20 protein-coding genes and 2 pseudogenes are annotated in these 26,739 nt (G+C 62.5%); 15 read left to right on the top strand and 7 right to left on the bottom strand.

Annotation, left to right across the window (positions count from 1 at the left end; translation table 11 throughout):
• Window positions 1-353: 353 nt before the first annotated feature.
• The 3 genes and pseudogenes from KSS96_RS13840 (at window position 354) to KSS96_RS28340 (ending at window position 6,431) form a co-directional block, all read left to right on the top strand.
• On the top strand, window positions 354-4,340 hold the full coding sequence (locus tag KSS96_RS13840; protein ID WP_217854946.1) for a bifunctional nitrate reductase/sulfite reductase flavoprotein subunit alpha: 3,987 nt from the start codon (window positions 354-356) through the stop codon (window positions 4,338-4,340).
• A gap of 138 nt (window positions 4,341-4,478) precedes the next feature.
• A pseudogene (locus tag KSS96_RS28345) lies at window positions 4,479-5,576 on the top strand (cache domain-containing protein); the annotation flags it as partial.
• A gap of 87 nt (window positions 5,577-5,663) precedes the next feature.
• Window positions 5,664-6,431, top strand: a complete 768-nt coding sequence (locus KSS96_RS28340) for a methyl-accepting chemotaxis protein (RefSeq protein ID WP_370737722.1) — start codon at window positions 5,664-5,666, stop codon at window positions 6,429-6,431.
• Between the two features lie 179 nt (window positions 6,432-6,610).
• On the opposite strand, the gene KSS96_RS13830 is transcribed toward KSS96_RS28340, so the two are convergent.
• Window positions 6,611-7,090 carry a P-loop nucleotide/nucleoside kinase family protein gene (locus tag KSS96_RS13830; RefSeq protein WP_017530417.1) on the bottom strand — a complete coding sequence of 160 codons (480 nt, stop codon included), beginning with the start codon at window positions 7,088-7,090 and terminating at the stop codon, window positions 6,611-6,613.
• Window positions 7,091-7,260: 170 nt separating this feature from the next.
• On the opposite strand from KSS96_RS13830, the gene KSS96_RS13825 reads away from it, so the two are divergent.
• Complete coding sequence (locus tag KSS96_RS13825) at window positions 7,261-7,674, top strand: DUF2231 domain-containing protein (RefSeq protein ID WP_017530418.1); 414 nt, start codon at window positions 7,261-7,263, stop codon at window positions 7,672-7,674.
• Window positions 7,671-8,963, top strand: coding sequence for a PQQ-dependent sugar dehydrogenase (locus tag KSS96_RS13820; RefSeq protein WP_135196560.1), 1,293 nt, complete (start codon window positions 7,671-7,673; stop codon window positions 8,961-8,963). The genes KSS96_RS13825 and KSS96_RS13820 overlap by 4 nt, the downstream gene beginning before the upstream one ends.
• Before the next feature lie 147 nt (window positions 8,964-9,110).
• Here KSS96_RS13820 and KSS96_RS13815 read toward each other — a convergent pair whose 3' ends face one another.
• On the bottom strand, window positions 9,111-10,025 hold the full coding sequence (locus KSS96_RS13815; RefSeq protein ID WP_065878481.1) for a LysR substrate-binding domain-containing protein: 915 nt from the start codon (window positions 10,023-10,025) through the stop codon (window positions 9,111-9,113).
• A 92-nt stretch (window positions 10,026-10,117) separates the two neighbouring features.
• Between KSS96_RS13815 and KSS96_RS13810 the strand changes: the two genes are divergently transcribed.
• Window positions 10,118-11,116, top strand: coding sequence for a DMT family transporter (locus KSS96_RS13810; RefSeq protein ID WP_065878479.1), 999 nt, complete (start codon window positions 10,118-10,120; stop codon window positions 11,114-11,116).
• Here the strand turns inward: KSS96_RS13810 and KSS96_RS13805 are convergent.
• Window positions 11,103-12,506, bottom strand: coding sequence for an MFS transporter (locus KSS96_RS13805; RefSeq protein WP_017530422.1), 1,404 nt, complete (start codon window positions 12,504-12,506; stop codon window positions 11,103-11,105). The genes KSS96_RS13810 and KSS96_RS13805 overlap by 14 nt on opposite strands.
• A 301-nt stretch (window positions 12,507-12,807) precedes the next feature.
• Here KSS96_RS13805 and proP point away from each other — a divergent pair, with 301 nt between their 5' ends.
• From proP to KSS96_RS13790, 3 genes are all read left to right on the top strand, one after another.
• Window positions 12,808-14,310 carry a glycine betaine/L-proline transporter ProP gene (proP, locus tag KSS96_RS13800; RefSeq protein WP_068934837.1) on the top strand — a complete coding sequence of 501 codons (1,503 nt, stop codon included), beginning with the start codon at window positions 12,808-12,810 and terminating at the stop codon, window positions 14,308-14,310.
• Between the two features lie 51 nt (window positions 14,311-14,361).
• Window positions 14,362-14,868, top strand: a complete 507-nt coding sequence (locus KSS96_RS13795) for a GAF domain-containing protein (RefSeq protein ID WP_017530424.1) — start codon at window positions 14,362-14,364, stop codon at window positions 14,866-14,868.
• Window positions 14,869-15,029: 161 nt separating this feature from the next.
• Entirely contained in the window at window positions 15,030-17,609 is a 2,580-nt protein-coding gene (locus tag KSS96_RS13790; protein WP_137220282.1) for a bifunctional diguanylate cyclase/phosphodiesterase, read from the top strand.
• A gap of 45 nt (window positions 17,610-17,654) precedes the next feature.
• Here the strand turns inward: KSS96_RS13790 and KSS96_RS13785 are convergent, their stop codons facing one another.
• The gene (locus KSS96_RS13785) at window positions 17,655-18,476 is read right to left on the bottom strand and encodes an AraC family transcriptional regulator (RefSeq protein WP_020379923.1); all 822 of its coding nucleotides are present in this window, start codon (window positions 18,474-18,476) and stop codon (window positions 17,655-17,657) included.
• Between the two features lie 97 nt (window positions 18,477-18,573).
• On the opposite strand from KSS96_RS13785, the gene KSS96_RS13780 reads away from it, so the two are divergent.
• The 3 genes from KSS96_RS13780 to KSS96_RS13770 all read left to right on the top strand — a co-directional run bounded on the left by KSS96_RS13780 (window position 18,574) and on the right by KSS96_RS13770 (window position 22,288).
• Window positions 18,574-19,785 (top strand): MFS transporter, encoded by a 1,212-nt coding sequence (locus KSS96_RS13780; RefSeq protein ID WP_017530427.1) that lies wholly within the window; start codon window positions 18,574-18,576, stop codon window positions 19,783-19,785.
• 119 nt (window positions 19,786-19,904) lie between these two features.
• Complete coding sequence (locus KSS96_RS13775; RefSeq protein WP_116079799.1) at window positions 19,905-21,044, top strand: sensor histidine kinase; 1,140 nt, start codon at window positions 19,905-19,907, stop codon at window positions 21,042-21,044.
• Window positions 21,045-21,130: 86 nt separating this feature from the next.
• Window positions 21,131-22,288, top strand: a complete 1,158-nt coding sequence (locus KSS96_RS13770; protein WP_065878469.1) for a GGDEF domain-containing protein — start codon at window positions 21,131-21,133, stop codon at window positions 22,286-22,288.
• Window positions 22,289-22,409: 121 nt separating this feature from the next.
• Here KSS96_RS13770 and KSS96_RS13765 read toward each other — a convergent pair whose 3' ends face one another.
• Window positions 22,410-22,715 carry a DUF2834 domain-containing protein gene (locus KSS96_RS13765; protein WP_065878468.1) on the bottom strand — a complete coding sequence of 102 codons (306 nt, stop codon included), beginning with the start codon at window positions 22,713-22,715 and terminating at the stop codon, window positions 22,410-22,412.
• Window positions 22,716-22,798: 83 nt separating this feature from the next.
• On the opposite strand from KSS96_RS13765, the gene KSS96_RS13760 reads away from it, so the two are divergent.
• A complete protein-coding gene (locus KSS96_RS13760) occupies window positions 22,799-23,587 on the top strand; it encodes a helix-turn-helix domain-containing protein (RefSeq protein WP_017530431.1) in 789 nt (262 codons plus the stop codon).
• 56 nt (window positions 23,588-23,643) lie between these two features.
• Complete coding sequence (locus tag KSS96_RS13755; RefSeq protein ID WP_137220280.1) at window positions 23,644-25,350, top strand: amidase; 1,707 nt, start codon at window positions 23,644-23,646, stop codon at window positions 25,348-25,350.
• A 44-nt stretch (window positions 25,351-25,394) separates the two neighbouring features.
• Here KSS96_RS13755 and KSS96_RS13750 read toward each other — a convergent pair.
• Together KSS96_RS13750 and KSS96_RS13745 are read right to left on the bottom strand one after the other, a co-directional pair.
• Window positions 25,395-25,851: pseudogene (locus tag KSS96_RS13750) on the bottom strand (hypothetical protein).
• Window positions 25,848-26,066, bottom strand: coding sequence for a DUF6434 domain-containing protein (locus KSS96_RS13745; protein ID WP_017530433.1), 219 nt, complete (start codon window positions 26,064-26,066; stop codon window positions 25,848-25,850). The pseudogene KSS96_RS13750 and the gene KSS96_RS13745 overlap by 4 nt, the downstream one beginning before the upstream one ends.
• 244 nt (window positions 26,067-26,310) lie before the next feature.
• Between KSS96_RS13745 and KSS96_RS13740 the strand changes: the two genes are divergently transcribed.
• On the top strand, window positions 26,311-26,736 hold the full coding sequence (locus KSS96_RS13740; protein ID WP_068934827.1) for a nuclear transport factor 2 family protein: 426 nt from the start codon (window positions 26,311-26,313) through the stop codon (window positions 26,734-26,736).
• Window positions 26,737-26,739: the final 3 nt, after the last annotated feature.

Below are 26,739 nucleotides of genomic sequence, written 5' to 3'. Positions count from 1 at the left end.
GGCGCAAGCCTGTTGTCACGGCTGCGCAAGGCCTTCAACCGCGCCCAACACCTGCGATTGCGCCTCCAAGTGGTGCGCCTCGCCTCAAAACAGCGCACCTGCCCCCGCCGGTTTACCGATGCGGCGTGTGGCGAGCGAGCTTGCCCCGCGCAGTACAGCAAGCCCCGCGCCTCACCAAAAGCCGCTTATGCCACGGGTTGGAAAAGCTGGCGCGTGACTTGCTAGGAACACCTCAAGAGCAATCAACGCTGATTGCCCACACACGACAAAGGCGCCGTGCAGCCCCCGTTTTCAAACGGAGGGTTGCAGGGCGCTTTTTTGTTGTCGGGCAAAAAAAGTTTCGAGGGTTACGGATGGCAAACCAGAACGTACACAGCGTCTGTCCTTATTGTGGCGTGGGCTGCGGCATCGTCATGCAGGTCCAGAACAATAAAGTGGTCAAGGTCGTCGGCGACAAGGACCACCCCACCAACTTCGGCCGCCTGTGCACCAAGGGCACCACCTGCGGGCAAGCCATCGCCGAGTCCGGGCGCATGGAAAACGCTTACCTGCGGGAGAACCGCGAGCACGACCCAGTGCGTATCGCCATGGATACCGCCATCGACGAAACCGCCGGGCGCTTGCGCCACATCCTCGACCGCGATGGCCCCGATGCGCTGGCGTTCTACGTGTCCGGGCAGATGTCGCTGGAAGCCCAGTACCTGATCAATAAACTGGCTAAGGGTTTTGTACGCACCCGCAATATCGAATCCAACTCGCGCCTGTGCATGGCCAGCGCGGGCAGCGGCTACAAACTCTCGTTGGGCTCCGACGGCCCGCCGGGTTCCTATGAAGATTTCGACCGCGCCGACCTGTTCTTTGTGATCGGCGCCAATATGGCTGACTGTCACCCGATCCTGTTCCTGCGCATGATGGACCGGGTCAAGGCCGGGGCGAAGCTGATCGTGGTTGACCCACGGCGCAGCGCCACCGCCGATAAGGCCAACCTTTATCTGCCGGTCAAACCGGGCACCGATCTCGCCCTGCTCAATGGTTTGCTGCACCTGCTGGTTAAAAACGGCCATACCGACCCGGCCTTTATTGCCGCGTTCACCGAAGGTTGGGAGGCCATGCCGGGTTTCCTCGAGGATTACCCGCCGCATACCGTCGCCCAGATCACCGGCCTTGCCGAAGCGGATATCCGCCAAGCCGCCGAGTGGATCGGCCACGCCGCCGAATGGATGAGTTGCTGGACCATGGGCCTCAACCAGAGCACCCATGGCACGTGGAATACCAACGCCCTGTGCAACCTGCACCTGGCCACCGGCGCAATCTGCCGCCCCGGCAGCGGGCCGTTTTCCCTCACCGGCCAACCCAATGCCATGGGTGGCCGCGAGATGGGCTACATGGGCCCGGGCCTGCCGGGGCAACGCTCGGTGCTGGTGGCAGCCGACCGCGCCTTTATCGAGGACCTGTGGCAAATCCCCCACGACAGCCTGCCGCGCGAAGCAGGCACCGGCACCGTGGCGCTGTTCGAGCAGATGGCCGCCGGGCAGATCAAGGCGTGCTGGATCATCTGCACCAACCCGGTCGCCAGCGTGCCGAACCGTCAGACCGTGATCGATGGCCTGCGCGCCGCCGAGTTGGTGATCACCCAGGACGCGTTCCTCGACACCGAGACCAACCGCTACGCCGACATCCTGCTGCCCGGCGCGCTGTGGGCCGAAGCCGAAGGGGTGATGATCAACTCCGAGCGCAACCTGACCTTGATGCAAAAAGCCGTCGAGCCTCCCGGCGAGACCTTGCCCGACTGGCAAATCATCGCCCAGGTCGCCTGCGCGATGGGGTTTGCCGAGGCCTTCACCTACGCATCCGCCAGCGAAGTGTTTGAAGAAATCAAACGCGCCTGGAACCCCAAGACCGGCTACGACATCCGCGGCGCCAGTTACGCGCGCCTGCGCCAACAACCGCTGCAATGGCCGCTCGCCACGGCGGATGCGCCGGCTCGCAACCCGATCCGCTACCGTGATCACGGCACCCTCGCCTTCGCGACCGACAGCGGCAAAGGTCAGTTTTTCCCGCGCCCGCACATGCCGCCGGCGGAAATGCCCGATGACGCCTTCCCCTTCGTGCTCAACACCGGTCGCGTGCAGCACCAGTGGCACACCCTGACCAAGACCGGCAAGGTCGCCACCCTGAACAAACTGAACCCCGGCCCGTTCGTGGAAATCCACCCCGACGATGCCGCGCGGCTGGGCATCAGGGCCAAGGACCGGGTGCAGGTGCGCTCCCTGCGCGGCCACGCGGTGCTGCCCGCCGTGATCACCGAGCGGGTACGCCCCGGCAGCTGTTTCGCGCCGTTTCACTGGAACGATGTGTTTGGCGAGCACCTGGCGATCAACGCGGTGACCCACGACGCGGTCGACCCGATTTCGCTGCAGCCCGAATTCAAGTGTTGCGCGGTTGCCCTGGCGCGGGTCGAGTTGATCGATCACCAGTTCCTCGACCAACCGGCCTCCACCCATCCTGACCTTGCAGAGGACCTCGCCATGTCGCGCGCCGACGCTTTCGCCGAACTCGCCGGTATTCGCAATGGACCTGCACCGTCACTCAGTGATAGCGAGCGCAGCTACCTCGCCGGGTTCCTCAGCGGCCTGCAATCCGTTGCCGGGAGCCAGGCCCACGGGGTACCGGTGATGCCGGCGAGCGCGCCGTTGGCCGAGCAAACGCGGCTGTGGCTGGACGGTATGCTCGCGGGGTTATTCAGTCGCGCGCACACCACCCCGGCGCCCTCCCCGGACGTCACCCTGTTGTGGGCCTCGCAAACCGGCAACGCCGAAGCCCTGGCTGAACGGTTCGCCAAGCGCCTGCGCGAAGGCGGCATCAGCGTCGAACTGAGCGCGATGGCGGACTTCCCGGCCAGCAGGTTGGCCAACACGCAGAACCTGGCGCTGATCAGCAGCACTTTTGGCGACGGCGACGCGCCGGACAATGGCGAAGCCTTCTGGCACAGCCTCAGCACCGTCGAAACACGCCTGGAGTCGCTGCGTTTTGCAGTGCTGGCCTTGGGCGATACGAATTACGACCAGTTCTGCAAACACGGCAAGCGCCTCGACCAGCGCCTGCTGGAACTGGGCGCCACACGCCTGTTGGAACGGGTGGACTGCGACACCGAATTTGAAGAACGCGCCGATGCCTGGCTGACGCGCTTGCAGCAAACGCTGCACCCGACAAAATCCGTTATCCAAGCCACGCCCGCCGGCAAAACCAAGCTGCACGGCTCACGGCTGCTGCTCAACCGGCACCTGAACCCCCACAGCCAACACAAGGAAACCCGCCAGTTCGCCCTCGACCTCGCGGACTCGGGGCTGACCTATGAACCCGGTGACGCCCTTGGCGTGCGGCCGCGTAACTGCCCGGAATTGGTCAGCGAACTGCTCGACCTGACGCGCCTTGGCGCCAACACCACGGTAAACATCGACACCTTCGGCGATGTGCCGCTGCAACAGGCCCTGACCCAGCATTTCGAAATCGCCCGGCCCAGCAGCGAGACCCTTGCCTTTATCGCCGAGCGCAGCGCCAACCCAGGCCTTGAGCAATTATTGCGGCCCGAGCACAAGGCCCAACTGAACGAGTGGCTGTGGGGCCGGCAACTGGTGGATGTGCTGCAACACTACCCCATCGACTGTTCGGCGGATGAGTTGCTCGGCACCCTCAGGCGCCTGCAACCGCGCCTGTACTCGATCGCTTCCAGCGCCAAGGCGCACCCGCAGGAAGTGCACCTCACCGTGGCGGCCGTGCGGTATGGCAAGCGCAAGGGCGTGTCGTCGACCTTCCTCGCCGACCGTGTCGGTGACGGCGAGGTGCCGGTGTTTGTGCAACCGTCCAAGCACTTTCGCACGCCCCGCGACGGCGATGTGCCCATGATCATGATTGGCCCGGGAACCGGCGTGGCGCCGTTCCGCGCGTTTTTGCAGGAACGCCGCGCCCTCGGGCACCCGGGGCGCAACTGGTTGTTCTTTGGCGAACAGCACGCCGCCAGCGACTTCTATTACCAGGACGAACTGCAAGGCATGCAACGCGACGGTTTGCTTACCCATCTGAGCCTGGCGTTCTCGCGCGACCAGGCGCAGAAGATCTATGTGCAGGACCGCATCCGCGAACAGGGCGCCGAGCTGTGGCGCTGGTTGCAGGACGGCGCCAGGCTGTACATCTGCGGCGACGCCAGCCATATGGCCAAGGATGTCGACCAGGCACTGCGTCAGGTGGCGCAAACCCACGGCGGGCTTGGTGCGCAGAGCGCCGTGGAGTATTGGCGCCAACTGAGCGAGCAGAAACGTTATCTGCGTGATGTGTATTGATTGGATACAGAACAATCGCGTTTTGTATTGTGTACAAAAAACCCTAAAGATTTACCTTGGCCGGGCCGAAACATCAGTGATAGCAAATCGCCGTGGTTCTTTTTCTGGAACCTGACGATTTGGCCGCCCTCTACGCTGATGGTCGTCTCGATGAAAATTAAAAATAAGCTTGTACTGGCTTTTGTCTCCGTTGCGTTTATCCCGGTAAGCCTGGTGGCGGTGATCTCTGTGATGAATACACGGACCCAGGCGGTCGATCAGTTCATCGACGGCAGTACCCGCGAAATCCGCCAGATCGACGGTAACATCCGTCAGTTCTTCGACGGCACGCAGCAAAACGTCGATCAGATGGCCACCGATCCTGTATACACGTCCATCGACACGCTGAAGAACTACCAACCCGCCGACGCCGCGAGCCAGCCGATGCCGGCGGCCGCGCAGGCGGTTATCGAGCGCTTCGCGCGTTTCGGCGCGACCCACCCGGCGGCGGCGATCCTGTCCATCGGCCTGGAAGACGGTACCTACGTCAAATGGCCGGATGACCCGCAACTGGCTAAATACGATCCCCGCGCGCGCCCCTGGTACAAGGCGGCAATGGCCAGCCCCGGCAAAACCGTGCGCACCCCGGCGTATTACTACGACAAAGACGACGTGGCCCTGGTCGGCACCGCGCGCGCGTTGCTGGACAACGCCGGCAAAGCCAAAGGCGTCTTCGTGGTCAGCGTGTCGCTGAAAAACCTCACCGAGCTGGTCAAGAGCATCAAGCTCGGCGAAAGCGGCTACGTGATGCTGATCGAAGACGGCGTGGTGCTGGTCGACCCGCGCGACGCCGCCCACAGCTTCAAACCGCTCAAGGATCTCGGTGCGGCCTATGCGCAGCTGGCGAATACCGCCCAAGGCTCTACCGATGTGGAGATCGACGGCGTGCGTTACATGGCCAACGTGTGGACCTCCCCCGGCCTGGGCTGGCGTTATATCGGGCTGATCGAACACAACGAAGTGATGGCCGAAGCCACGCGCATGACCTACCTCACCGTGGCCATCGTCGGCGTGCTGGTGCTGATCTTCGGGTTGCTCGCGGCGGCGTTTTCCAAGGTCATCGTCAAGCCCATCGGCCAGGTCAGCACCGGTTTGCAGTCCATCGCCCAAGGCGAGGGCGACCTGCGTCATGAATTGCAGGTGCAGGGCAAGGATGAAACCGCCGAACTGGCGGGCTGGTTCAACAAGTTTCTCGCGGCCATTCGCCAATTGATCCAGCACATCGGCGCGGCCTCGGCCAATTTGCAGAACGCCTCGAAGGTCAACAGCGAGGTGGCGCATAACATGAACGAGGCCGCCGGGCGCCAACGCGAGGCAGTGGAACTGGTGTCGACGGCATTCAACGAAATGGTCGCCACCGCCAACGAAGTCGCCCGTTCGTGCAGCGGCGCCGCCGAGTCCGCCGAAAATGGCCACCGCCGCGTCGCCGAAGGCAAGCAGCAGATCGAGCTGACGACCGAAAACGTCAACCGCCTGGGCCGCCGCCTCACCGAATCGTCCCAGGCCATGGTCGAGCTGGAGGCCGGCAGCCGCAGCATCAACCAGATCCTCGGCACCATCCGCGCGATTGCCGAACAGACCAACCTGCTGGCGCTCAACGCCGCGATTGAAGCCGCGCGGGCCGGCGACCAGGGCCGGGGGTTTGCGGTGGTTGCAGACGAAGTCCGCGCACTGGCCAAGCGCACCTCCGATTCCACCAGTGAGATCGAGCAACTGCTCGGCACCCTGGGCAGCAAGACCGAAGAAGTCACGCAGAAAATGGGCAGTTGCCTGGACCTGTCAAAGGCCAGCGTGTCGTCCATCGAAAGCGCGCGGGACAGCTTTGAGGGTATCCAGTTATCGGTGAATGAAATCCGCGACCAAAACCTGCAAATCTCCGCCGCCGCCGAGGAGCAACACAGCGTCGCCGAAGAGATCAACCGGCACATCCAGCAGATCTACGACGAAGCACGGCTGGTGGAAAGCCTGGCCAACTCCGCACAGGACGACTCGGGACGGTTGTCGAACCTGTCGGATGAGCTGAATGGATTGGTGGGGCGGTTCAAATCGTAAAGGGCTGGATGCCGGCCCGGCGGTGAACACCGATGTCGGTAACAACAGAGATCAAATGTGTGGGGGCTTGCTTCCGATAGCGGTGTGCCAGCCACCCCACCAGCCAGCCCTGCCGCCGCCATCGAAGCCTCGCTGAAGCTCGACATCTCCCGCAGGGGGATTGGCGGCGGCTGCAGTTCTCATGTGCGATGCACCTCAATCACCACCCCCTCCTCCTCACTCGGCACACAGAAATGGCGTGTGATCAGATCAAACTCGGCATCCGTCGCGGCGAAATCATGGTCACCGCGCGCATTGCGCGCATGCAGCCGTGCACGGCACGTGTCGTCGTCGAGCTCGAGGTAGTGCAGGCGGTGCGGCACCTGGGCTGCCTGGGCCAGGCCAACCAGCCATTCGCGTTGGCTCAGGGTATTGGCCGGAAAATCCAGCACCACGTTATTGCCTGACGCCAGCAGGTTGATAACCAGCGGCCCCAACACCCCACGAATGCGCTGGGCGCAGCGCAGGTAGTCGCTGATCGACAGGATTTCGCCGGGGTACAACTGCGCAAGCCACTGGTCTTCGCTCAGCAGTATCGCGCCGTGTTCAACGGTGAGGCGGTGGGCAAGCGTTGACTTGCCCGAGGCGATCTTGCCGCACAGCAGGTGCAGGGTTGGCATGGGGATGCTTCCTTTGTGTGGCACTGAAGCATGCCATCTTTGACGCTGTTTCCTAACATTTCAGCGTCAATTGCCCTGAACTTTCCTACTTGCGCTGCGTTCACTTCCTATGTGCTGCCCCGACCTGGGGCGTTGATAACGTTGGAAAGCAACAAGGAGTCGCCGCCACCATGACTACCCTCTCCACCTACCGCCCTACGCCAGGCCCGCTGCACGCGACCTTGCTCGCCGGCACCGTGCCGTTGTTCCTTGGCGCCCTGCTCAGTGACATTGCCTACGGCAAGACCTACCAGATTCAGTGGGCCAACTTCGCCTCGTGGTTGATTGCCGGCGCGCTGGTGTTTGCCGGGCTTGCGCTGTTGTTTGCGCTGGTCAACCTGGTGCGCGCCGAACACAAGGCCGGGCAGCCGCTTGCGTACTTCCTGTTGTTATTGGCGACGTGGGTGCTCGGCTTGGTCAACGCGTTCCAGCATGCCAAGGACGCCTACGCGATGATGCCCACCGGCCTGGTGCTGTCGGCGATCGTTGCCGTACTGACGCTTGCGGCGACCTGGATCGGGCTGCGTTCGGGAGGTGCCCGATGAAAACGTCCAGCACATTGACCCTGTTGAGCGCCGCCCTGTTGCTGAGTGCCTGCGGTGGTGAAGGCGACAAGACCCAGGCCCACGGCCCCGATCCCAAACTGGCCGAGCAACAAAGCAGCCTGATACCAAGCATGAAAATCGCCGAACCGACCCCCTGGGGCGAGCAGAAACCCAAGGTACCCGAAGGCTACAGCGTCACGGCCATCGCCACCGACCTGGCGATCCCGCGACAGACGCTGGTGCTGCCCAACGGTGACGTCCTCGTCGCAGAAGGCCGTGGCGGCAGTGCGGCCAAGCTCAAGCCCAAGGATGTGATCGCCAGCCTGATCAAGGCCCAGGGCAACACCCAGGTCAAGGGCGGCAACCGCCTGACGCTGCTGCGCGATGCCGATGGTGACGGCACCTACGAACTGAAGACGGTGTTTGCCGAGAACCTCAACGCGCCCTACGGCCTGGCGTTTGCCGACGGCAAACTCTATGTGGCCAACCAGGACGCGCTGGTGCGCTTCGATTACACCGACGGCCAGACCAAAGCCGCCGGCGCGCCGACCAAAGTCACCGACCTGCCGGCGCAGATCAACCATCACTGGACCAAATCCCTGGCCATCAGCGCCGACGGGCGCCAGCTGTATGTGGGCATCGGTTCCAACAGCAACGTCACCGAACGCGGCATGGAAGTGGAAATCGACCGTGCCATGGTCTGGCAGATCGACGCCGCCACCGGCGCGCATAAACCCTACGCCACCGGCCTGCGCAACCCCACGGCACTGACCATGCAACCCGGCACCGGGCAACTGTGGACAGTGGTCAACGAACGTGACGAACTCGGCCCCGACCTGGTGCCCGACTACCTGACGTCGGTGCGTGAAGGCGCCTTCTACGGCTGGCCCTACAGCTACTGGGGCCAGAACGTCGACCCGCGCGCCCAACCGCAGGACCCGGCCAAAGTCGCCGCCGCGATCAAACCGGATTACAGCCTGGGCTCCCACGTGGCCGCGCTGGGCGTGGACTTTTCCATCCCGGCCATGGGCGACACGTTTGCCGACGGGGTGTTTGTGGGTGAACACGGCAGTTGGAACCGCCCGAACCCGGTGGGCTACAAGGTGATCTTCGTGCCGTTCAGCAACGGCAAGCCATCCGGCGAGCCGATTGATTTTGCGACCGGTTTTCACGGGGACGACGGCAAGACCCGCGGGCGCCCGGTGGGGGTGACGGTGGACCCAAAAGGTGCGCTGATCATCGCCGATGACCTGGCCAATACCGTGTGGCGGGTGACGCGGACTCAGTAACCGCTGATACCTGTCTGCCTGATGGAGATCCAAATGTGGGAGGGCTGTGCCCCTCCCACATTAAACTGCGCAGTTTGTAAGATTTTTATACGATCAATATTGATTTTTCGACTGGCGTTCGCGGGGGACGATGGCCCCCAAAGGTGCTCAGCTGTCGCCTTCACTCTGCAACTGCGCCTCCAGCCAGCCGAGCAACGCCGCTACCTCTGCCCGGCTGCCCGCCTCTTGATGCCGGTAAATCGAAATCGCCTCGGGCAGGTACACCCGCTCGGCGCATGGCCGCACCAGCGCACCACTTTCAATCAACCGGCCCGCCGTACGCTGCCAACCCATGGCGACTCCGTGCCCCTCCACTGCTGCCTGCAACATCAGCGGGTAGCTATCGAACGTGACACTGCGCGCATCCTCGGCCAATGCCTGACCGAACACTTGCAACCAGCTTTCCCACTCCATCAGGTGCGGAGGCTCGGAGCTGTGGTGCAAAAACGTGCATGACTGCAATTGGGCCAGCGACAGCGGTTTTGGCGCGGCGAGATAGGCCGGGCTGCACACTGGAAATACCTCGTCGGAGGCGGTGAACATCAACGGATGCGCGCCACTGGCGCGCCGCGTGCTTTGGAGGGCGACGTCGAAGGGGTCATTGAATTCCGTCAAAGGGCGGGTGGAGGTCACTACCTGGATTTCGATCTGTGGGTATTGCTGGTGGAAGCTCGACAGACGCGGCATCAGCCAATAAAACGCTTCGCACAACTGACAGAGCAACACCACCCGGTTGCTGTGTGGTGAGGCTCGCAAGCGGGCGGCGCTGTCACGGATGCTGTGCAATGCGTCGCTGACCACGCGCGCCAGGTCCTGCCCTTGCGGGGTGAGGAACACCGCACGGTTGCGCCGATAAAACAGCTTCACCCCGAGGTTGTCCTCTAGCCCGCGTATCTGGCGGCTGATGGCGGCCTGAGTAATGTGCAGCTCATCACCCGCCTTGGAAAAACTACCCAGGCGCGCCGCCGCTTCAAACGGCAACAAACTGGCCAGGGGCGGTAGGGTTTTGCCGAGCGTATTCATAATGGGAGGTTATGCATCCAGGGCCGAGAACTCGTTTGTAGCACAGCGGCAGGCCTGGGCACCATGCACCCACTCCCTGATGGATAACCCTGATGAACTCAATGCAAACGTCGATGCGCACCGGCGTGGCGCTGGCGGTGGTGGCGACCCTGGGCTGGGCGCTGAACTTCATCACCCCTTACGTCAGTGGCGCCTATAGCCTCTACGACCTGATGGTGGTGCGGTTTCTGATTGCAGGAATATTGGGCCTGATGGGTACCCTGCTGTACCGTGCCCACCTGCGTGTGCTCGGGCCAGGCCAATGGTGCGTCGCCGCAGCGCTCGGCGCACTCGGTTGCCTGGGGTACGGCGTGTGCATCGCTGCGGGTGTGGTATTCGGCGGCCCGGTACTGACGCCCACGTTGGTCGGCCTGGTTCCGGTGTTGCTGGCGCTGGTGGGCAATGCCAGCGACAAGACCGTGCAGTGGCGTCGGCTGGCGACGCCGCTGGCCAGCGTAACGGCAGGGTTGTTGCTGTCGAATCTCAGCAGCGCGCATCAGCCGTCATTGGGCATCGTCGCCTGGCTGGCCGGGTTGTTTTTTTCGGTGGGTGCAGTGGCCTTGTGGGTTGGCTTCAGTGTGATCAACCAACGGCAATTGATGAAACTGCCGGCGTCAGCCACCGGGCTCTGGAGCGCGCTGATGCTGCTGGGCGCAGGGCTCGCGACGCTGTGCCTGCTGCCTGTTGCGCTGGCGCTGGGCTTGCTCGAACTGCCAACCGCAGGTTTCAGCCTGCCCCAGGCAGGACCGTTGTATGCCTGGGGTTTGATCATCGCGGTGATGTCCACCGTGGTGGGCGCCTGGGCCTGGAACGCCGCAACCCGGCGCCTGCCCATGGTACTGAGCGGGCAATTGATTGCCCTCGAGTCGCTCTTCGCCACGCTGCTCGGCCTAGGGTTTCACGGGCGCTGGCCAACGCCGACGGAAACGGCAGGCCTGGCCGCCGTGCTGATGGGCGTGGTAATGGCGGTGCGGATCATCCTGAGCGGGGCAAGCGTCCCTGTAAAACGGGGCTTGATCGACTCAAGCCCCGGCCGCTTTACAGATCAGTGATTTCCTTGTGGCGCGGCACCAGCGTCTTCATCACGCTCCAGGCCACCAGATACGCCAGCGCGCAGATGGCGAACATGATCATGTAGCCGGTGTGGATGTCGTTGATCGACTTGTAGTAGTCGAACACCCAGCCGCCGATCTTGGTCATCACCACGCCGCCCAGACCACCGGCCATGCCGCCAATGCCCACCACCGAGGCCACGGTTTTCTGCGGGAACATGTCGGACACGGTGGTGAAGATATTGCACGACCACGCCTGGTGCGCGGAGGCGCCCACGCCGATCAACACCACCGGTACCCAGAAGCTGATATAGCCGAGCGGTTGGGCCAGCAACACCACCAGCGGGAACAATGCGATCACCAGCATGGCCTTCATGCGGCCGTCATACGGCGCATCGCCACGCGCCATAAAGTAGCTGGGGAACCAGCCGCCGCCGATACTGCCGACCATGGTCATGCTGTACAGCACGGCCAGCGGCATCACGATATCGGCGCCTTTCATGCCGTACTGCGCCGACAGGTAAGTGGGCAGCCAGAACAGGAAGAACCACCATACGCCGTCGGTCATGAACTTGCCGAAGGCAAAGGCCCAGGTCTGGCGGTAGGTCAGCAGCTTGAACCACGAGACTTTTTTCTCGGCCGTGCCGACGGGCGCCTTGGCAAACGGCTGCACGGTCTGGTCGCTGCGGATGTAGGCCAGTTCTTCGGCCGAAAGACGTTTTTGCTGCTCGGGTTTTTCATACACCGCCGCCCACACCGCCACCCACACGAAGCCGAGCATGCCGATGACCATAAAAGCCGCTTCCCAGCCCCACATGCCGGCAATCAAGGGCACGCAAATCGGCGCCAGGATCGCGCCGACGTTGGCGCCGGAGTTGAAGATACCGGTGGCCAGTGAGCGTTCTTTCTTGGGGAAATATTCGGCGGTGGCCTTGATCGCAATCGGGAAGTTACCCGCTTCGCCAATCGCCAGCACAGCGCGCGACAGCATGAAACCGGCAATCGACACCGGAATCACCGCCAGCCCGATGGCCCCGCTGACGGCGGCGATGCCCTCGCCCATCGGCACCGAGAACGCATGCATGATTGCGCCGGTGGACCAGATCGCAATCGCGATGACATAGGCGGCCTTGGTGCCGATCTTGTCGACAAAGCGCCCGGCGAACAGCATGGAAATCGCATACACAAACTGGAACACCGCCGCGATGTTGGCGTAGTCGGTGTTGCTCCAGCCAAATTGCGTGGACAACTGCGGGGCCAGCAGGCTGAGTACCTGGCGGTCGAGGTAGTTGACGGTGGTGGCGAAAAACAGCATCGCGCAGATGGTCCAGCGATAGTTGCCGACCGCCTGGCCAACACGATGGGCACTGATGGGCTCGTTCAGATTCATGGCATCACTTTTATTTTTGTTAGGTAGGACATAGGTAACGTCATATGTCGTCGTACAACTGTGGCTTTTATATCGGGCCGCTCGCGGGGTGTCAATCTGAAAAATCGCGAATTGTCGAGGTATCACGTGGTTACTAAACGTTTCAGGAAAGCCAGGTTGTAGGATGACAAACGGTTTTAATCCTCAATTGAGAAAAAACACGCTTAAAGGTGAATTATTTCATGTGCGCTTGTATCTGAACTGACAGAGCGGTGCTGTCGCAGTGATAGCACTCCCCTTGTTCAGTTTTAGAGTGGTTCGCATGAAATTACGTAAGAAGAGCGTCAAACCCATCGGGTTGAATGACATCACCATTGTCGACGACACCAAGGTGCGCAAGGCGATCACCGCCGCCGCCCTGGGTAACGCCATGGAATGGTTCGACTTTGGCGTGTATGGGTTTGTCGCCTATGTGCTGGGCAAGGTGTTCTTCCCGGACGCCTCGCCCAGCGTACAAATGATCGCCGCACTCGGCACGTTCTCGGTGCCCTTCCTGATTCGCCCGCTCGGCGGCCTGTTCTTCGGCGCGCTGGGCGACAAATACGGGCGCCAGAAAGTCCTTGCCGCGACCATCGTGATCATGTCGCTCAGTACCTTCGCCATCGGCCTGATCCCCGGCTATGCCTCGATCGGCATCTGGGCGCCGATCCTGTTGCTGCTGTGCAAGATGGCCCAAGGCTTCTCGGTGGGCGGTGAATACACCGGCGCGTCGATTTTCGTTGCCGAATATGCGCCGGACCGCAAGCGCGGTTTCCTCGGCAGCTGGCTGGACTTCGGCTCGATTGCCGGTTTCGTGCTCGGTGCCGGTGTGGTGGTGCTGATCTCCAGCGTGCTGGGCGAAGCCGAATTTGAAGCGTGGGGCTGGCGCCTGCCGTTCTTCCTCGCCCTGCCCCTGGGCATCATCGGCCTGTACCTGCGCCACGCGCTGGAAGAAACCCCAGCGTTCCAACAGCACATGGACAAGCTCGAACAAGGCGACCGCGAAGGCCTGAGCCAAGGCCCCAAAGTCTCGTTCAAGGAAGTTGCCACGCAACATTGGCGCAGCCTGCTGACATGCATCGGGATTGTCGCGGCCACCAACGTGACGTACTACATGCTGCTCACCTACATGCCCAGCTACCTGTCGCACAACCTGCACTACAAAGAAAACAGCGGCGTGCTGATCATCATCGCGATCATGGTGGGCATGCTGTTCGTGCAGCCGTTCATTGGTTTTGTCAGCGACAAGATCGGGCGCAAGCCATTCATTATCGCCGGCAGCATTGGCCTGCTGTTTCTGTCGATCCCGGCGTTCATGCTGATCACCAGCGGCAAGATCGGCCTGATCTTCGCCGGCCTGTTGATCCTGGCGGTGATCCTCAACTTCTTTATCGGCGTGATGGCCTCGACGTTGCCGGCGATGTTCCCTACCCACCTGCGCTACAGCGCGCTGGCGAGTGCGTTCAACGTTTCGGTATTGATCGCCGGTGTCACCCCGACCGCCGTGGCCTGGTTGGTGGAAAGCACCAACGACCTGTACATGCCCGCCTATTACCTGATGGTGTTTGCGCTGGTCGGCCTGGTCACCGGCCTGACCATGAAGGAAACCGCCAACAAGCCCCTGCGCGGCGCGGCACCGGCGGCGTCGGACATGGAAGAGGCCAAGGAGTTGCTGCAGGAACACCACGACAATATCGAGCAGAAGATCGAAGACATCGATGCGCAGATTGCCGAATTGGAAGCCAAGCGCAAGAGCCTGGTGCAGCAGCATCCCCGTATCAACTAAACCCTTACCCCGCGTGGTGGCCGAGGCCACCACGCTGCCGGAGTGTTCAGCATGCTTTCGAGCGTCACCGCCCCACAATCGCTGCTCAGCCCGGAAGAGCGCGCTGCGATTGCCGAAATAGAAGCCACCACCAGCATCCTGCAACTGGTCACGCGCCTGACCAACATGCGATTTGCCGGCATCGCCAAGTTCACGGACCAGGACTGGATCGTGTGCTCGGCCTACGACCCCATGGAAATGGGCATCAACGTAGACGATGTACTCGACCTGGAAACCACCCTGTGCAGCGAGTTCTGCGTCAACCCGCAGACCTTGTTCATCCCCCAAGTCAGCGCAGACGGCCGCTTTGCCACGCGGCCCGTGGTCAAGCAATACGCCATCGAAAGTTACGCGGGAGCGCCGATCTTCCTGCCTGACGGTCGCCTGTTCGGCGCGCTGTGCGCGCTGGATTCGCGCGCGATGCTGTTTGACGACCCCAACCTGCCGGAAACCCTCAGCCTGTTCGCCCGGCTGATCGGCTGCATCTTCTTCGCTAATTTAACGGCGAATGATTGCTAGGCGCCGATTGGCCACGCAGGTCGGCGATATCGCGCTTGGGCGGCACACCGTGTCAGTGGCCGCGCCGTGCGCTGCCGCAGCGCCTGAACCTCTAAATATTTCGCCGGGGCCGCCGATAGCCTGTCATACCACTGACTTGCAGCGAGGCCCTGCGCAAAATAATGCCCAACTCTCTCGCCCCTATCGTCCGCTCGCTCTCCTCTCGCACCAGCTTGTCGCTGACGCGCACCTCACTGTTCAACTTCATGATCCTGCTGGCCGGTGTGTTTGCGGCCGCGGCGTACTCGCTGATCTACCTTGCCCACGACATGGACCGGTCAGAGCAAGCCGAGAGTGCATTTCATACGCATAAAGCCATGCAGGCGATGGAGAAGTCCATGCGTTTGAACGTCAAGGACTACGCCTTCTGGAGCGATGCCTATCGGCATCTTCACCTGCATGTCGATGAAGACTGGGCCTATACGCGCGGCAATGTCGGGGCGACGTTGTACCAGGATTTCGGTTTCCAAGGCGTGTTTGTGGTCAACGATGCCGACCGCACGGTGTATGCAGTGGTCGAGGGCGAACAGCAACCCTTTGAGATCAGCGAGTGGCTCGACCAGCCCCTCACCGCCCTTCTCGAACAGGCGCGGGCGGGGGTTGAAAACGAAACATCGGTGAGCACCCTCATCAACGTGCGCGGCAACCCTGCGCTCGTGGCCGCCGCCGCCATCACGCCAGGCACCGACCCCACGGTGGTCGCCGATGAGCGGCGGGCCTCGGTGCTGGTGTTCGTCAATATTCTTGACGGCGCCAAACTGGGCGTGATCGGCGATGACTTCGGCGTGGCCAAGCTGCACATCGCCACAGCCGCCGACATCGCCAAGGGTGTGTCGCTGCCCCTCGGCGACAACGGCAGCGCGGGCAGCCTGTATTGGCAGCCGGAGCAGCCCGGCAAGCGTTTGATGGGCGTCGCCCTGCCGCTGCTGGGCCTGGCGGCGTTGCTGGTGTGCCTGATGACCTGGATGATTTTGCGGCGCAGCACTGCGGCCGCCCTTGCCCTCGATGCCAGCCATGACTCGTTGCAAAACAGCCAGAACGCCTTGGCCACCAGCGAAGCGCGCTTTCGCGATGTGGTGGAGGCCAGTTCCGATTGGGTGTGGGAGATCGATGCCGAGTGGCGCTTTACGTATTTGTCGGAGCGTTTCGAAAGCGTCACCGGCTTGGCCCGTGATACGTGGATCGGCGCGGCGATGAACGACCTGCTGGAGACCGAAGACGGCTTGCTGTCGCAATGGTTGTGCACGCCGGGGCGCCGCCCCGACCTCAGCGTGCAATGCCTGTACCTGGATGCTAAGGGGCAAGAGCGCACCACCCGGTTGTCGGCGCGGCAAATGCCCTGTGGCGGGTTTCGTGGCACGGCCACCGACGTGACCGAAGAAGTCGAGGCGCGCCGGCGTATTGAGTTTCTGTCCCTGCATGACGCCCTAACCGGGTTGCCCAACCGTACGCGCCTGCAAGCCTTCCTCGACAGCAAACTCAAAGCGCTGCCGCCGCCGGAACGCCCGCTGGTCATGCTCAGCCTGGACCTGGACCGCTTCAAGCCGGTCAACGACTTGCTCGGGCATGCCGCCGGCGACCGCGTGCTCAATGAAGTGTCGAGCCGCCTGAGCGCTTGCGTGCGCCATGGCGACCTGGTGGCGCGGGTCGGTGGCGATGAGTTTGTGCTGATCCTGACCGATGCCGGCACGCAGGACGACGTCGAAAACCTGTGTCGGCGCTTGATCGGGTCGATCGAGCAGGCCATCCGCATCGATGACCAGGACGTGTTTATCAGCGCCAGCATCGGCATCACACTGGCGCCCAATGACGCCAGCGAGGTCACCGAGCTGCTGCGTTACGCCGATATCGCGCTGTACGAGGCCAAGGCGGCCGGGCGCAATACCTGGCGGTTTTACTCGGGTGAGATGAACGCGAAAATCATCGAACGCCGCCGCCTGGAAAGCGACCTGCGCTATGCGATCAAACATGAGGAATTGCGCCTGCACTTCCAGCCACGCTATCGCATCGCCGATGGGCAGATGGTCGGGGCCGAAGCGCTGGTGCGCTGGCAGCACCCGGTGCGCGGGCTGATCGCCCCGGACACCTTCATCCCGATTGCCGAAGAGTCGGGGTTGATCCTGTCCCTCAGCGATTGGGTGCTAGCCACCGCCTGCGCCTGTGCCGCCAAATGGCCGGACAACCTGTTCGTGTCGGTGAACCTCTCGCCCATCGAATTCAAGCGCGGCCACCTGGTACAACGCGTACGCCAGGCGCTGAATACCGCGGGCATCGACCCGGCGCGGGTTGAGCTGGAAATTACCGAGAGTGTCATGCTCGAAGATGCCGTTGTCGCGCTTGAGGTGATGCACACCCTCAAGCAGTTGGGCATTCGCATCGCCATGGATGATTTCGGCACCGGGTATTCATCCCTCAGCTACCTGCGCGCCTTCCCGTTCGATGGGCTGAAAATCGACCGCAGCTTCCTGACCCGGCTCGAAGACAGCGAGGGTGACATGGCCATTGTCCAGGCCATCATCGGCCTCGGGCGCGCCCTGACACTCACGGTGACCGCCGAAGGCATCGAAACCGCCGAGCACCTGGCCATGCTCAAGGCCGTGGCCTGTGATGAGGGCCAGGGTTACTTCCTCAGTCGCCCCATGGATATCGATGCGTTCACCAACCTGCTGATGGATGATCACCAGCGAACCCATCAGGCATAACGCACGTGGGTCAGTAGGACAGTTCTACGCGCGAGGCGTGATGCGCTATTTGAAAAAGTGACTCGGCGTCTTGCCGAACTGCTTCTTGAACATGCTGGTAAACGCGCTCGGGCTGTCATAGCCGAGCGCCAGGGCCACGTCGATGATCTTCTCGCCCAGCGCGATGCGCTCCAGTGCCAGCAGCAAGCGTGCCTGCTGACGCCATTGGCCGAAGGTCATGCCGGTTTCCCTGCGGAACAAGCGCTGGATGGTTTTCTGGTCCAGGCCCAGGCGTTCGCTCCAGTGCGCGACGGTGGAGGCGTCGCCGGGGTCCTGTTGCAGCGCCAGGCAGATTTGCCGTATACGCGGGTCGCCAGGCTGCGGCAAGGACAACGGCAGGGCCGGCAACAGGGCAAGCTCATCGAGGATCAGGTGCATGATCCGGGCGTCCCGCGAGTCCTCGGCATAGGGCGGCTTCAAACTGACCGAGGCCTTGATCAGCTCGCTCAGCAGGGGCGAGATGCTCACCGCCTTGGTCTCGGTGGGCAGGTTGGGGAAGCTGTCGGCGCGGACAAACACGCTGCGCATCTTCAGCGGCCCCACGCACCGCAAGGAATGCACATGCCCGCTGGGCATCCAGAAACCGCGATGGGGAGGCACCGTCCATTGGTTCTGCGCCGAATGCACGACCATCACGCCTTCAGTGGCATAGAGCAGTTGATGCTTATCGTGGCTGTGGTCGGGGATCACCCAATTTTCCGGGTAATCGGTGGCCGAACTGATCACGGCCCAATCGCCCTCGTCGATCTCTTGCAGGAATTTATCCAGGGATTTGATCATTTCGCCCTTTTTGCGACAGTTGTTGCCCCGATTTCGCGAGACAGGCATTTTTCAGGAATCTAGCATAAACCCCGAAACAATTTGAAATGGGCAGCCGGCTCAAGTACTGGCTGCCCCTGTTCGCTGCCTTGTATGGAATGCCTGCATGTCGACACTCACCGCGTCACCCGCTGCTGCAACCAGTACACCCCACGCCAGCCCCTTGGTTATGCGCATCCTTGGCGCGTGCGCCCTGGCGCATCTGATCAATGACCTGATCCAGGCCGTGCTGCCGTCGATCTATCCGATGCTCAAGGCCAACTACGGGCTGACATTCACCCAGGTGGGAATGATTACCCTGACGTTCCAACTGACCGCCTCACTGCTGCAACCGTGGATCGGTTACCACACCGACCGCTATCCCAAGCCCTGGCTATTGCCGGCCGGCATGGTGTGCACCTTGATCGGTATTTTGATGCTGGCATTTGTCGGCAGCTTCCCGGCGATTCTGCTGGCGGCCGGGCTGGTGGGCGTTGGCTCGTCGACCTTCCACCCGGAAACGTCCCGCGTGGCACGCCTGGCTTCCGGTGGCCGCTACGGCCTGGCGCAGTCGACGTTCCAGGTCGGCGGCAACACCGGGAGTGCCTTGGGGCCCCTGCTGGCAGCGGCGATCATCATCCCGTACGGCCAGGGCAATATCGCCTGGTTCGGCCTGTTTGCGGTGTTCGCGATTCTGGTTTTGTACGGCCTGAGCCGCTGGTATCGCAACCACCTCAACCTGTTCAAGCTCAAGCAGGGCGGCAAGGCTACCCACGGGCTGTCCAAAGGCCGCGTGACCTTTGCTCTGGTGGTGTTGGCCGTGCTGGTGTTTTCCAAGTACTTCTACATGTCCAGCCTCACCAGCTATTTCACCTTCTACCTGATCGAAAAATTCAACCTGTCGGTGGCCAACTCGCAGTTGTACCTGTTCCTGTTTCTGGGCGCGGTGGCGGCGGGCACCTTCTTTGGCGGGCCGATCGGCGACCGGATCGGGCGCAAGAAGGTCATTTGGTTCTCCATCCTCGGCGCCGCGCCGTTCACCCTCGCCCTGCCCTACGTCGACCTGTTCTGGACCGCCGTGCTCAGCGTGGTGATCGGCTTTATCCTGGCCTCGGCGTTCTCGGCCATCGTGGTATTCGCCCAGGAGCTGGTGCCAGGCAACGTGGGAATGATCGCGGGCGTGTTCTTCGGCCTGATGTTCGGCTTCAGCGGGATCGGCGCGGCTTTGCTGGGTTTGCTCGCCGATAGCCATGGCATCGAGTATGTCTACACGCTGTGCTCTTTCTTGCCGCTGGTAGGCATCCTGACGATCCTGCTGCCGTCGACCAAAGGCGTGTGACCGACCCGTTGCGCAGTGCCTTTGCACTGCGCAGCGTCATGCAGGCTAAATCGTGCTTAAATCCCCGTTTGGCAGCCCCGTGCGCTTCTCTGCGTATCGCCACTCGCTAGGATTACCGCATGCGCCTGTCAGACTTCATCCTTAGCAACCTCGAACCCATCCTGCAGGACTGGGAAGACTTCGCCAGCACGATCCAGACACCCGGCGCGGCACTGGACCAGGACGGCCTGCGCGATCATGCCGCGCAGATGTTGCACGCCATCGTCCAGGACCTGCGCACCACGCAGACCGTGCAGGAGCAGTTGGACAAGGCCCAGGGCCTGGCCCCCCAGGGAGACGCGGAAACCCCCGCCGAAACCCATGCGGTCACACGCTTGATGGCGGGGTTTTCCATCGACCAGATGGTGTCCGAATACCGTGCGCTGCGTACCAGTGTGCTGCGCCAATGGCTCAAGCGTGTCAAGGGCGGTACAGCGCTGGATGTCGATGACATGAACCGTTTTCATGAAGCTATCGACCAGGCCCTCGCCGAATCCATCGCCAGTTATTCGCGGGCAGTGGAAGCCTCGCGCAACGTGTTCCTCGGCATCCTCGGTCATGACCTGCGCACACCACTGGGCGCTATCTTGCTTGGTGCCGATAGCCTCAGACGCTCACAACTGGGGGGCGAACGCGACAGCCGCGTGGCCACCCAGATCTACACCAGCGTCCAGCGTGCCAGCCAAATTGTCGGCGACCTGTTGGACCTGACACGCTGCCAGATGGGCCCCGGTATTCCGGTAAGACGCACCCAGGTCGACCTCGTGCCGATCTGCGAGCGTATCGTTGCCGAGATCCAGGCATTTGATCCGCACGCCCAGCTACGATTCGAGTCGGCCCCATCGGCGGCGGGACTGTTCGACGGCGCGCGCATGGAGCAGGTGTTTTCCAACATCATCAGTAACGCCGTGCATCACGGCGACTTGCATTCGCCCATTGCGGTGGCGCTGACGGTCACGCCAGACCACTGTGTGTTCAGCGTGCATAACCAGGGCCCGCCGATCCCGAATGACGTGCTGCCCTTCATTTTCAACCCCATGGGGCGCTTTTCCCAACGTTCGGTGATTGAGCATGGCCCGACGGAAGGCCTGGGGCTGGGTCTGTTTATCGCCTCCGAAATCGTCGCCTCCCACCAGGGTTTGATTGAGGTCGAATCCGACAGCCGGCACGGCACGGTGTTTCGTGTGACGGTGCCCCTCAACGGCGCTGGAGCAGCTTGATAGCCGATTGCCACTAATGCTCCGAAATGCCTGTGAAACGCTTACAATCGCGTTTGTCCACGCACCTCAGGCAGACCCGGCAACACATGACACTCGACCCTCCTACCATTTTGGCCCTCACCGTCGCCCTGGCCGCCGCGGCCGCCCTGTACCTCGCGGTGGAATGGCGCAGCGTGCGCGAACCGTCGCTGCTGTTCTGGAGCGCCGGTTTCGCCACCATTAGCCTTGGCTCCACGCTGGCGCTGCTGCGCATCAACGGTTTTTTAGTCATCGGTATCTGGTTCGCCAACGGCTTGCTGGTGAGCGCACATTTTCTGTTTTTGCTCGGCGTGGCACGGTTTACCCAGGTGCGCGTGTCGCGGGCGTGGTTGCTGATGGTCGCCGTCTGGTTTGGCATGCTGGCCCTGCCGGCCGACCCGTCATGGTCCAAAGCCATGCTGGTGGTGCAGTCGCTGCTGGTCGCCCTGCCCACCTTGCGTGCCAGCTTGCTGCTGCGGCCCCATGGCCGGTCCTTGAGCGTGGGTGCGGTGCAACTGCGTTTCGTGCTGCTGATCCATGGGCTGTTCTACGTGATCAAGGCCCTCTCGGTCGTGGTCCCCGGCACGCTGATCGACCTTGCCGCGTTCAAGGGCGAAATCATCCAGGTTTCCCTGGTGGAAGGCGCGATGGCGATCATGTTGATTGCCTTGTCCATGACCGGCTCCGAGCGCTACCGCCGCGAACAACAGATCGCCCGCCTCGCCGCCCGCGACCCACTCACCGCCCTCTACAACCGCCGCGCCCTCGACCTGCGCGCCCCGCGCCTGCTGGCGCAGATCTCGCCGGCCCAACCCGGCGCCCTGCTGCTGATCGACATCGACAACTTCAAAGGGGTCAACGACCTCCACGGCCACACGGCGGGCGACCGTCTGTTGATCGCCCTGAGCGAGATGATCCGCGGCGTCGTGCCCAAGGGCGCACTGGCGGCACGCTTGGGCGGCGATGAATTTGTGATCCTGCTGAGCCCGGCGTCTACCGAGCAGATTGTTGAGCTGGGCAGCGACTTGCGCGGGCAATTCCAGCAATTGGCCGCGCAGAGTTTCAGCACGCCGCAACCGGTGACGTTGAGCATTGGCGCGAATCTGTTCGATCAGCCGGAGAGCCTGGCGGTGTTGATTGAACAAGGGGATTGGACGTTGTATGAGTCCAAGCGGGGTGGGCGCGACAGTATTCGGTTGGTGGATAGGACCGGGCCGGGGGCCTGATGCGGATGAGGGAGCGGCGGTCTTGGAGGCCGTTCATAGCAACCGGGCAATGCTCACGCCGCCGAGTCCGAACAAATTAACGCCCAGCACCCGCACACACAGGGCGTAGAGCTTAATCGGGTCAGTCATCTCGCCGCCCATTCACCACGATGTAAAGTAATGGCCCCACCGACACGAACACGGCGGTCAGCAGAAAATACGGTAGCACCGACATCAGCCTGCGCCCTCGCCGACGCGCATCCCGATACATCCATACGCACGCCAGTACCGCCATCAGGTATAGATCAATCACCACCTGCGCGGTGTCGGGCCGTGATAGCAGTTCCCGTCCAAAGGCCGGCAGCGATTGCTCGGCGGTGAGCATCGTCACCAGGGTATACAGCGAAAACCCGAGCAAAGCGGCCAGGGCGAGAAAGGGTCTGGGCATGGTCTGTTCCTTGACGTGATCGAGCCTCACCTTAGTGATAAGGTTTGGCCCCTCGCAATGACCTCGGAGGTCATCAATACGCCATGGACAACCCTGCCACCGCCGGCGAACACCTGCGCCAGTTACGCAAACAGGCCAAGCTCAGCCAACTCGACCTGGCCTTGATCACCGGCGTGTCCCAGCGCCACCTCAGTTGCCTCGAAACCGGCCGCGCCAGGCCCAGCCCGGTTACGTTGCATGCATTGCTGACCGCACTGGATGCGCCGTTGGAACGCGCCAACCGCGTGTTCCTCGCCGCCGGTTACGCCCCGCGCTATAGCGCCACCCCGCTCGCGTCCCCGGCCATGGCCGCGATTCGTGAAGCGGTCAGCCATGTACTGCATGCCAACAACCCGGCGCCGGCGATTCTGCTGGGCAGTGAGTGGCAAGTGTTGGCGGCGAATGCCAGCGCCGCCGTGCTGTTTGCGCTGCTGGGCATCGAGCCCCGGGCGGCCGACGACCTCAACCTGTTGACCACCCTGCTGCAACCCGGCGGCCTGGGTGACCACCTGCTCAACGCCGAAGAGATCCGCACCCTGGCCTGGCAACGGGCAGCTCGCGAGGCGCTGGGCAACCCGGCGTTGGCCACGTTGCTGGCGCGCCTGCCGCCGCCCACCCACACCCAACTGCCCAACGAAATGCCACCGCTGGTGCTGACCCGCGTGCGTTCAAGCCGGGGTGAGCTGAGCTTTCTGTCGACGTTCACCACTTTCGGCATGCCCCAGGACATCACCCTGACGTCACTGCGTATCGAGCATCTGATTCCTGCGGACGACGCGACCTGGCAGGTGATGCGCGGCGCCTACGCCGATTATGCCGCGCTGGTTTTGTGAAATATCTGTACGTAGACTGCGGCGATACCACAACTGAAGGCGGCGAAGAAAACGTCATGCAAGTTACCGAAGTCTCCATTGCCCAATTGCGCGCTGCGCTTGAATCCGGCCAGACCACTGCGGTGGAACTGGTCAAGGCTTACCTGGCCCGGATCGAGGCCTACGACGGCCCGCAGACCGCCACCGCGTTGAACGCCGTGGTGGTGCGCAACCCGCAAGCCCTGGAAGAAGCCGAGGCGTCCGATGCGCGCCGCGCCAAGGGCCAAACCCTGGGGCCATTGGATGGCATCCCCTACACCGCCAAAGACAGCTACCTGGTAAAAGGCCTGACCGCGGCCTCCGGCAGCCCGGCGTTCGCCAAACTCGTTGCGCATCGCGACGCCTTCACCATCGAACGCCTGCGCGCCGGTGGCGCGATCTGCCTGGGCAAGACCAATATGCCGCCGATGGCCAATGGCGGCATGCAACGCGGCGTGTATGGCCGCGCAGAAAGCCCCTATAACGCCGGCTACCTCACCGCGCCGTTTGCCTCCGGCTCGTCCAATGGCGCCGGCACCGCAACGGCGGCCAGCTTCGCCGCGTTCGGCCTGGCCGAAGAAACCTGGTCGAGCGGACGCGGCCCGGCGTCCAACAACGGCTTGTGCGCCTATACCCCATCGCGCGGCGTAATTTCGGTGCGCGGCAACTGGCCGTTGACCCCGACCATGGACGTGGTGGTGCCGTTCGCGCGCACCATGGCCGACCTGCTCGAAGTGCTCGACGTGGTGGTGGCAGAAGACCCGGACACCCGTGGCGATTTGTGGCGCCTGCAACCCTGGGTACCCATCCCCAGCGTCGCCTCGGTGCGCCCAGCCTTCTATGCCGAACTGGCCGCTCCAGCCGAAGCCCTCGCCGGTAAACGCTTCGGCGTGCCGCGCATGTACATCAATGCCGACCCCGACGCCGGCACCAGCGAAAAACCCGGCATCGGCGGCCCGACCGGGCAGAAAATCAACACCCGTGTCAGCGTGATCGACTTATGGAAAGCCGCACGCGCGGCGCTGGAAGCCGCCGGCGCCGAAGTCATCGAAGTGGATTTCCCACTGGTCTCCAACTGCGAAGGCGACCGCCCCGGCGCGCCGACGGTGTTTACCCGCGGGCTGGTCTCCAAAGAATTCCTGCACGACGAGTTATGGGAGCTGTCGGCCTGGGCGTTCGACGATTTCCTGCGCGCCAACAACGACCCAGCGCTCAACCGCCTGGCGGAGGTAGACGGCCCGCAGATTTTCCCCCACGACCCCGGCACCCTGCCCAACCGCGAAGACGACCTCGCCGCCGGCATGGACGAGTACGTGCGCATGGCGCAACGCGGTATCACGCCGTGGGACCAGATCACCAGCGTGCCCGACGGCCTGCGCGGCCTGGAGCAAACCCGGCGCATCGACCTGGAAGACTGGATGGACACACTGGGCCTGGATGCGGTGCTGTTCCCCACCGTGGCCGATGTGGCCCCGGCCGACGCCGACGTGAACGAAGCCAGCGCCGACATCGCCTGGAGCAACGGTATCTGGGTGGCCAACGGCAACCTCGCCATCCGCCACCTGGGCGTACCCACCGTCACCGTGCCGATGGGCGTGATGGCGGATATCGGCATGCCGGTGGGGCTGACGTTTGCCGGGCGTGCTTATGATGATTCGGCGCTGTTGCGTTTCGCGGCGGCGTATGAGGCGACGGGCAGCAAGCGCCTGGTACCGCCGCGTACGCCGCCGTTGGCAGTTGAGTAAACGCGGCCCGGGTGCGAGATAAGCCCGTTTGATTGCAGTTCAAATCAGCGGGTATAGGGCACGGCAATCAACAGGATTGCCGTGCCGTGGGTCAGCGTCGCCGCCAGCACGCCGTAGCGCATACGCACCAAGGCGCAGGCCAAGCCTTCCAACAAGGTAAACAACAACACCGGCCAAGCCACTGCCTTTGACCCACACAACCAGTCGCCACAACTCGGGCGCCGCCCGTGCAAGCAACATAATCAGTAGCAGCGACAGGCAACCCAGTGCCCCCAACACGAGTGTATTGGCCGAAAAGGCGATCTGTACGTCGCTGCCGACCGCCCACAGGTCTAACGGCGTCATCGCATCTCGCATCAGCACAAACGCCGCCAGCAAGATCAGGATACGCATCGCCACCAGTGAGCGTGGCGTAGCCGCCCACCACACGCCAAATAGCAGCAGGCCAGGCAGCAGATGAAAGAGGTAGTTGACCAGCACGCCGAAGGCGGACGTCATCACCCCCGTGGGCCCGCATTGCGGCGTAACCACTCATCCACCACGTCACCCAGGGTCTTGGGCGTTTCGTCGCGAATCCAGGCCATGAACGGGCGGTCGAATTTGAACGCAGGGCCACAGTGCAACAGCATGAAGCGGCGTACGTTCTGGGTGTTTTTATAGCCAGGCGTCACCGGCGTGGCGCGGGTGAGAGGGTTGCTGTGCCAGTCAAAATCCATTTTTGTTCCCGGGCAGTTTTTGATGTCCGCAGTAGCATAGCTATCTGCCAGCTATCTAGGAAGCAACCGGGTATTCCGAGTAAAACTGGTAGATGTGTTGAGACGTCGTATAAGGGCTTCCTATGCTCAACTGCCCATCTTTTCTGAATATTTCAGATTTCACTTCCCCTCCCCCTAAAAAATATTGCATGGTTGTACGACGACTCAAACTGTCGTAAACATCAACAACAATAAGGAACCCCCCATGCAAAACATCAAAGTGCTGATCGGTTTTCTGTGCCTGTTCAGCGGCTACGTCACGGCTGCCCCTGCCGATCAGGATGTCGCCCAAGCGGTCGACCACCTGACCCAAGCCATGCTGCACAAAGACATCAAGCAGTTGCAGGCGCTCACCGCCGAGCAGCTCACGTACGGCCACTCCAGCGGCAAGATCCAGAACAAACAGGAGTTCATCGCCGATATCGAGACCGGTCGCAGCGGCTTCAAGACCCTGGAAATGCAGAAGCAGACCATCACCCTGCAAGGCGATACCGCCCTGGTGCGCAACCACTTTCACGCCCAGGCAGTGAACAGCGGCGTTGAAGTACCCACCGACATCGAGAACTTCCAGGTGTGGCAGAAACAGAAAGGCCACTGGTTGCTGATCGGTCGTCAGGCGTTCAAATTCTGATCG

This window comes from Pseudomonas asgharzadehiana, from assembly GCF_019139815.1.
GTDB lineage: Bacteria > Pseudomonadota > Gammaproteobacteria > Pseudomonadales > Pseudomonadaceae > Aquipseudomonas > Aquipseudomonas asgharzadehiana.
The sequence above is the reverse complement of the archived record's forward strand: the minus strand, read 5'-3'. Positions and strand labels throughout refer to the sequence as shown.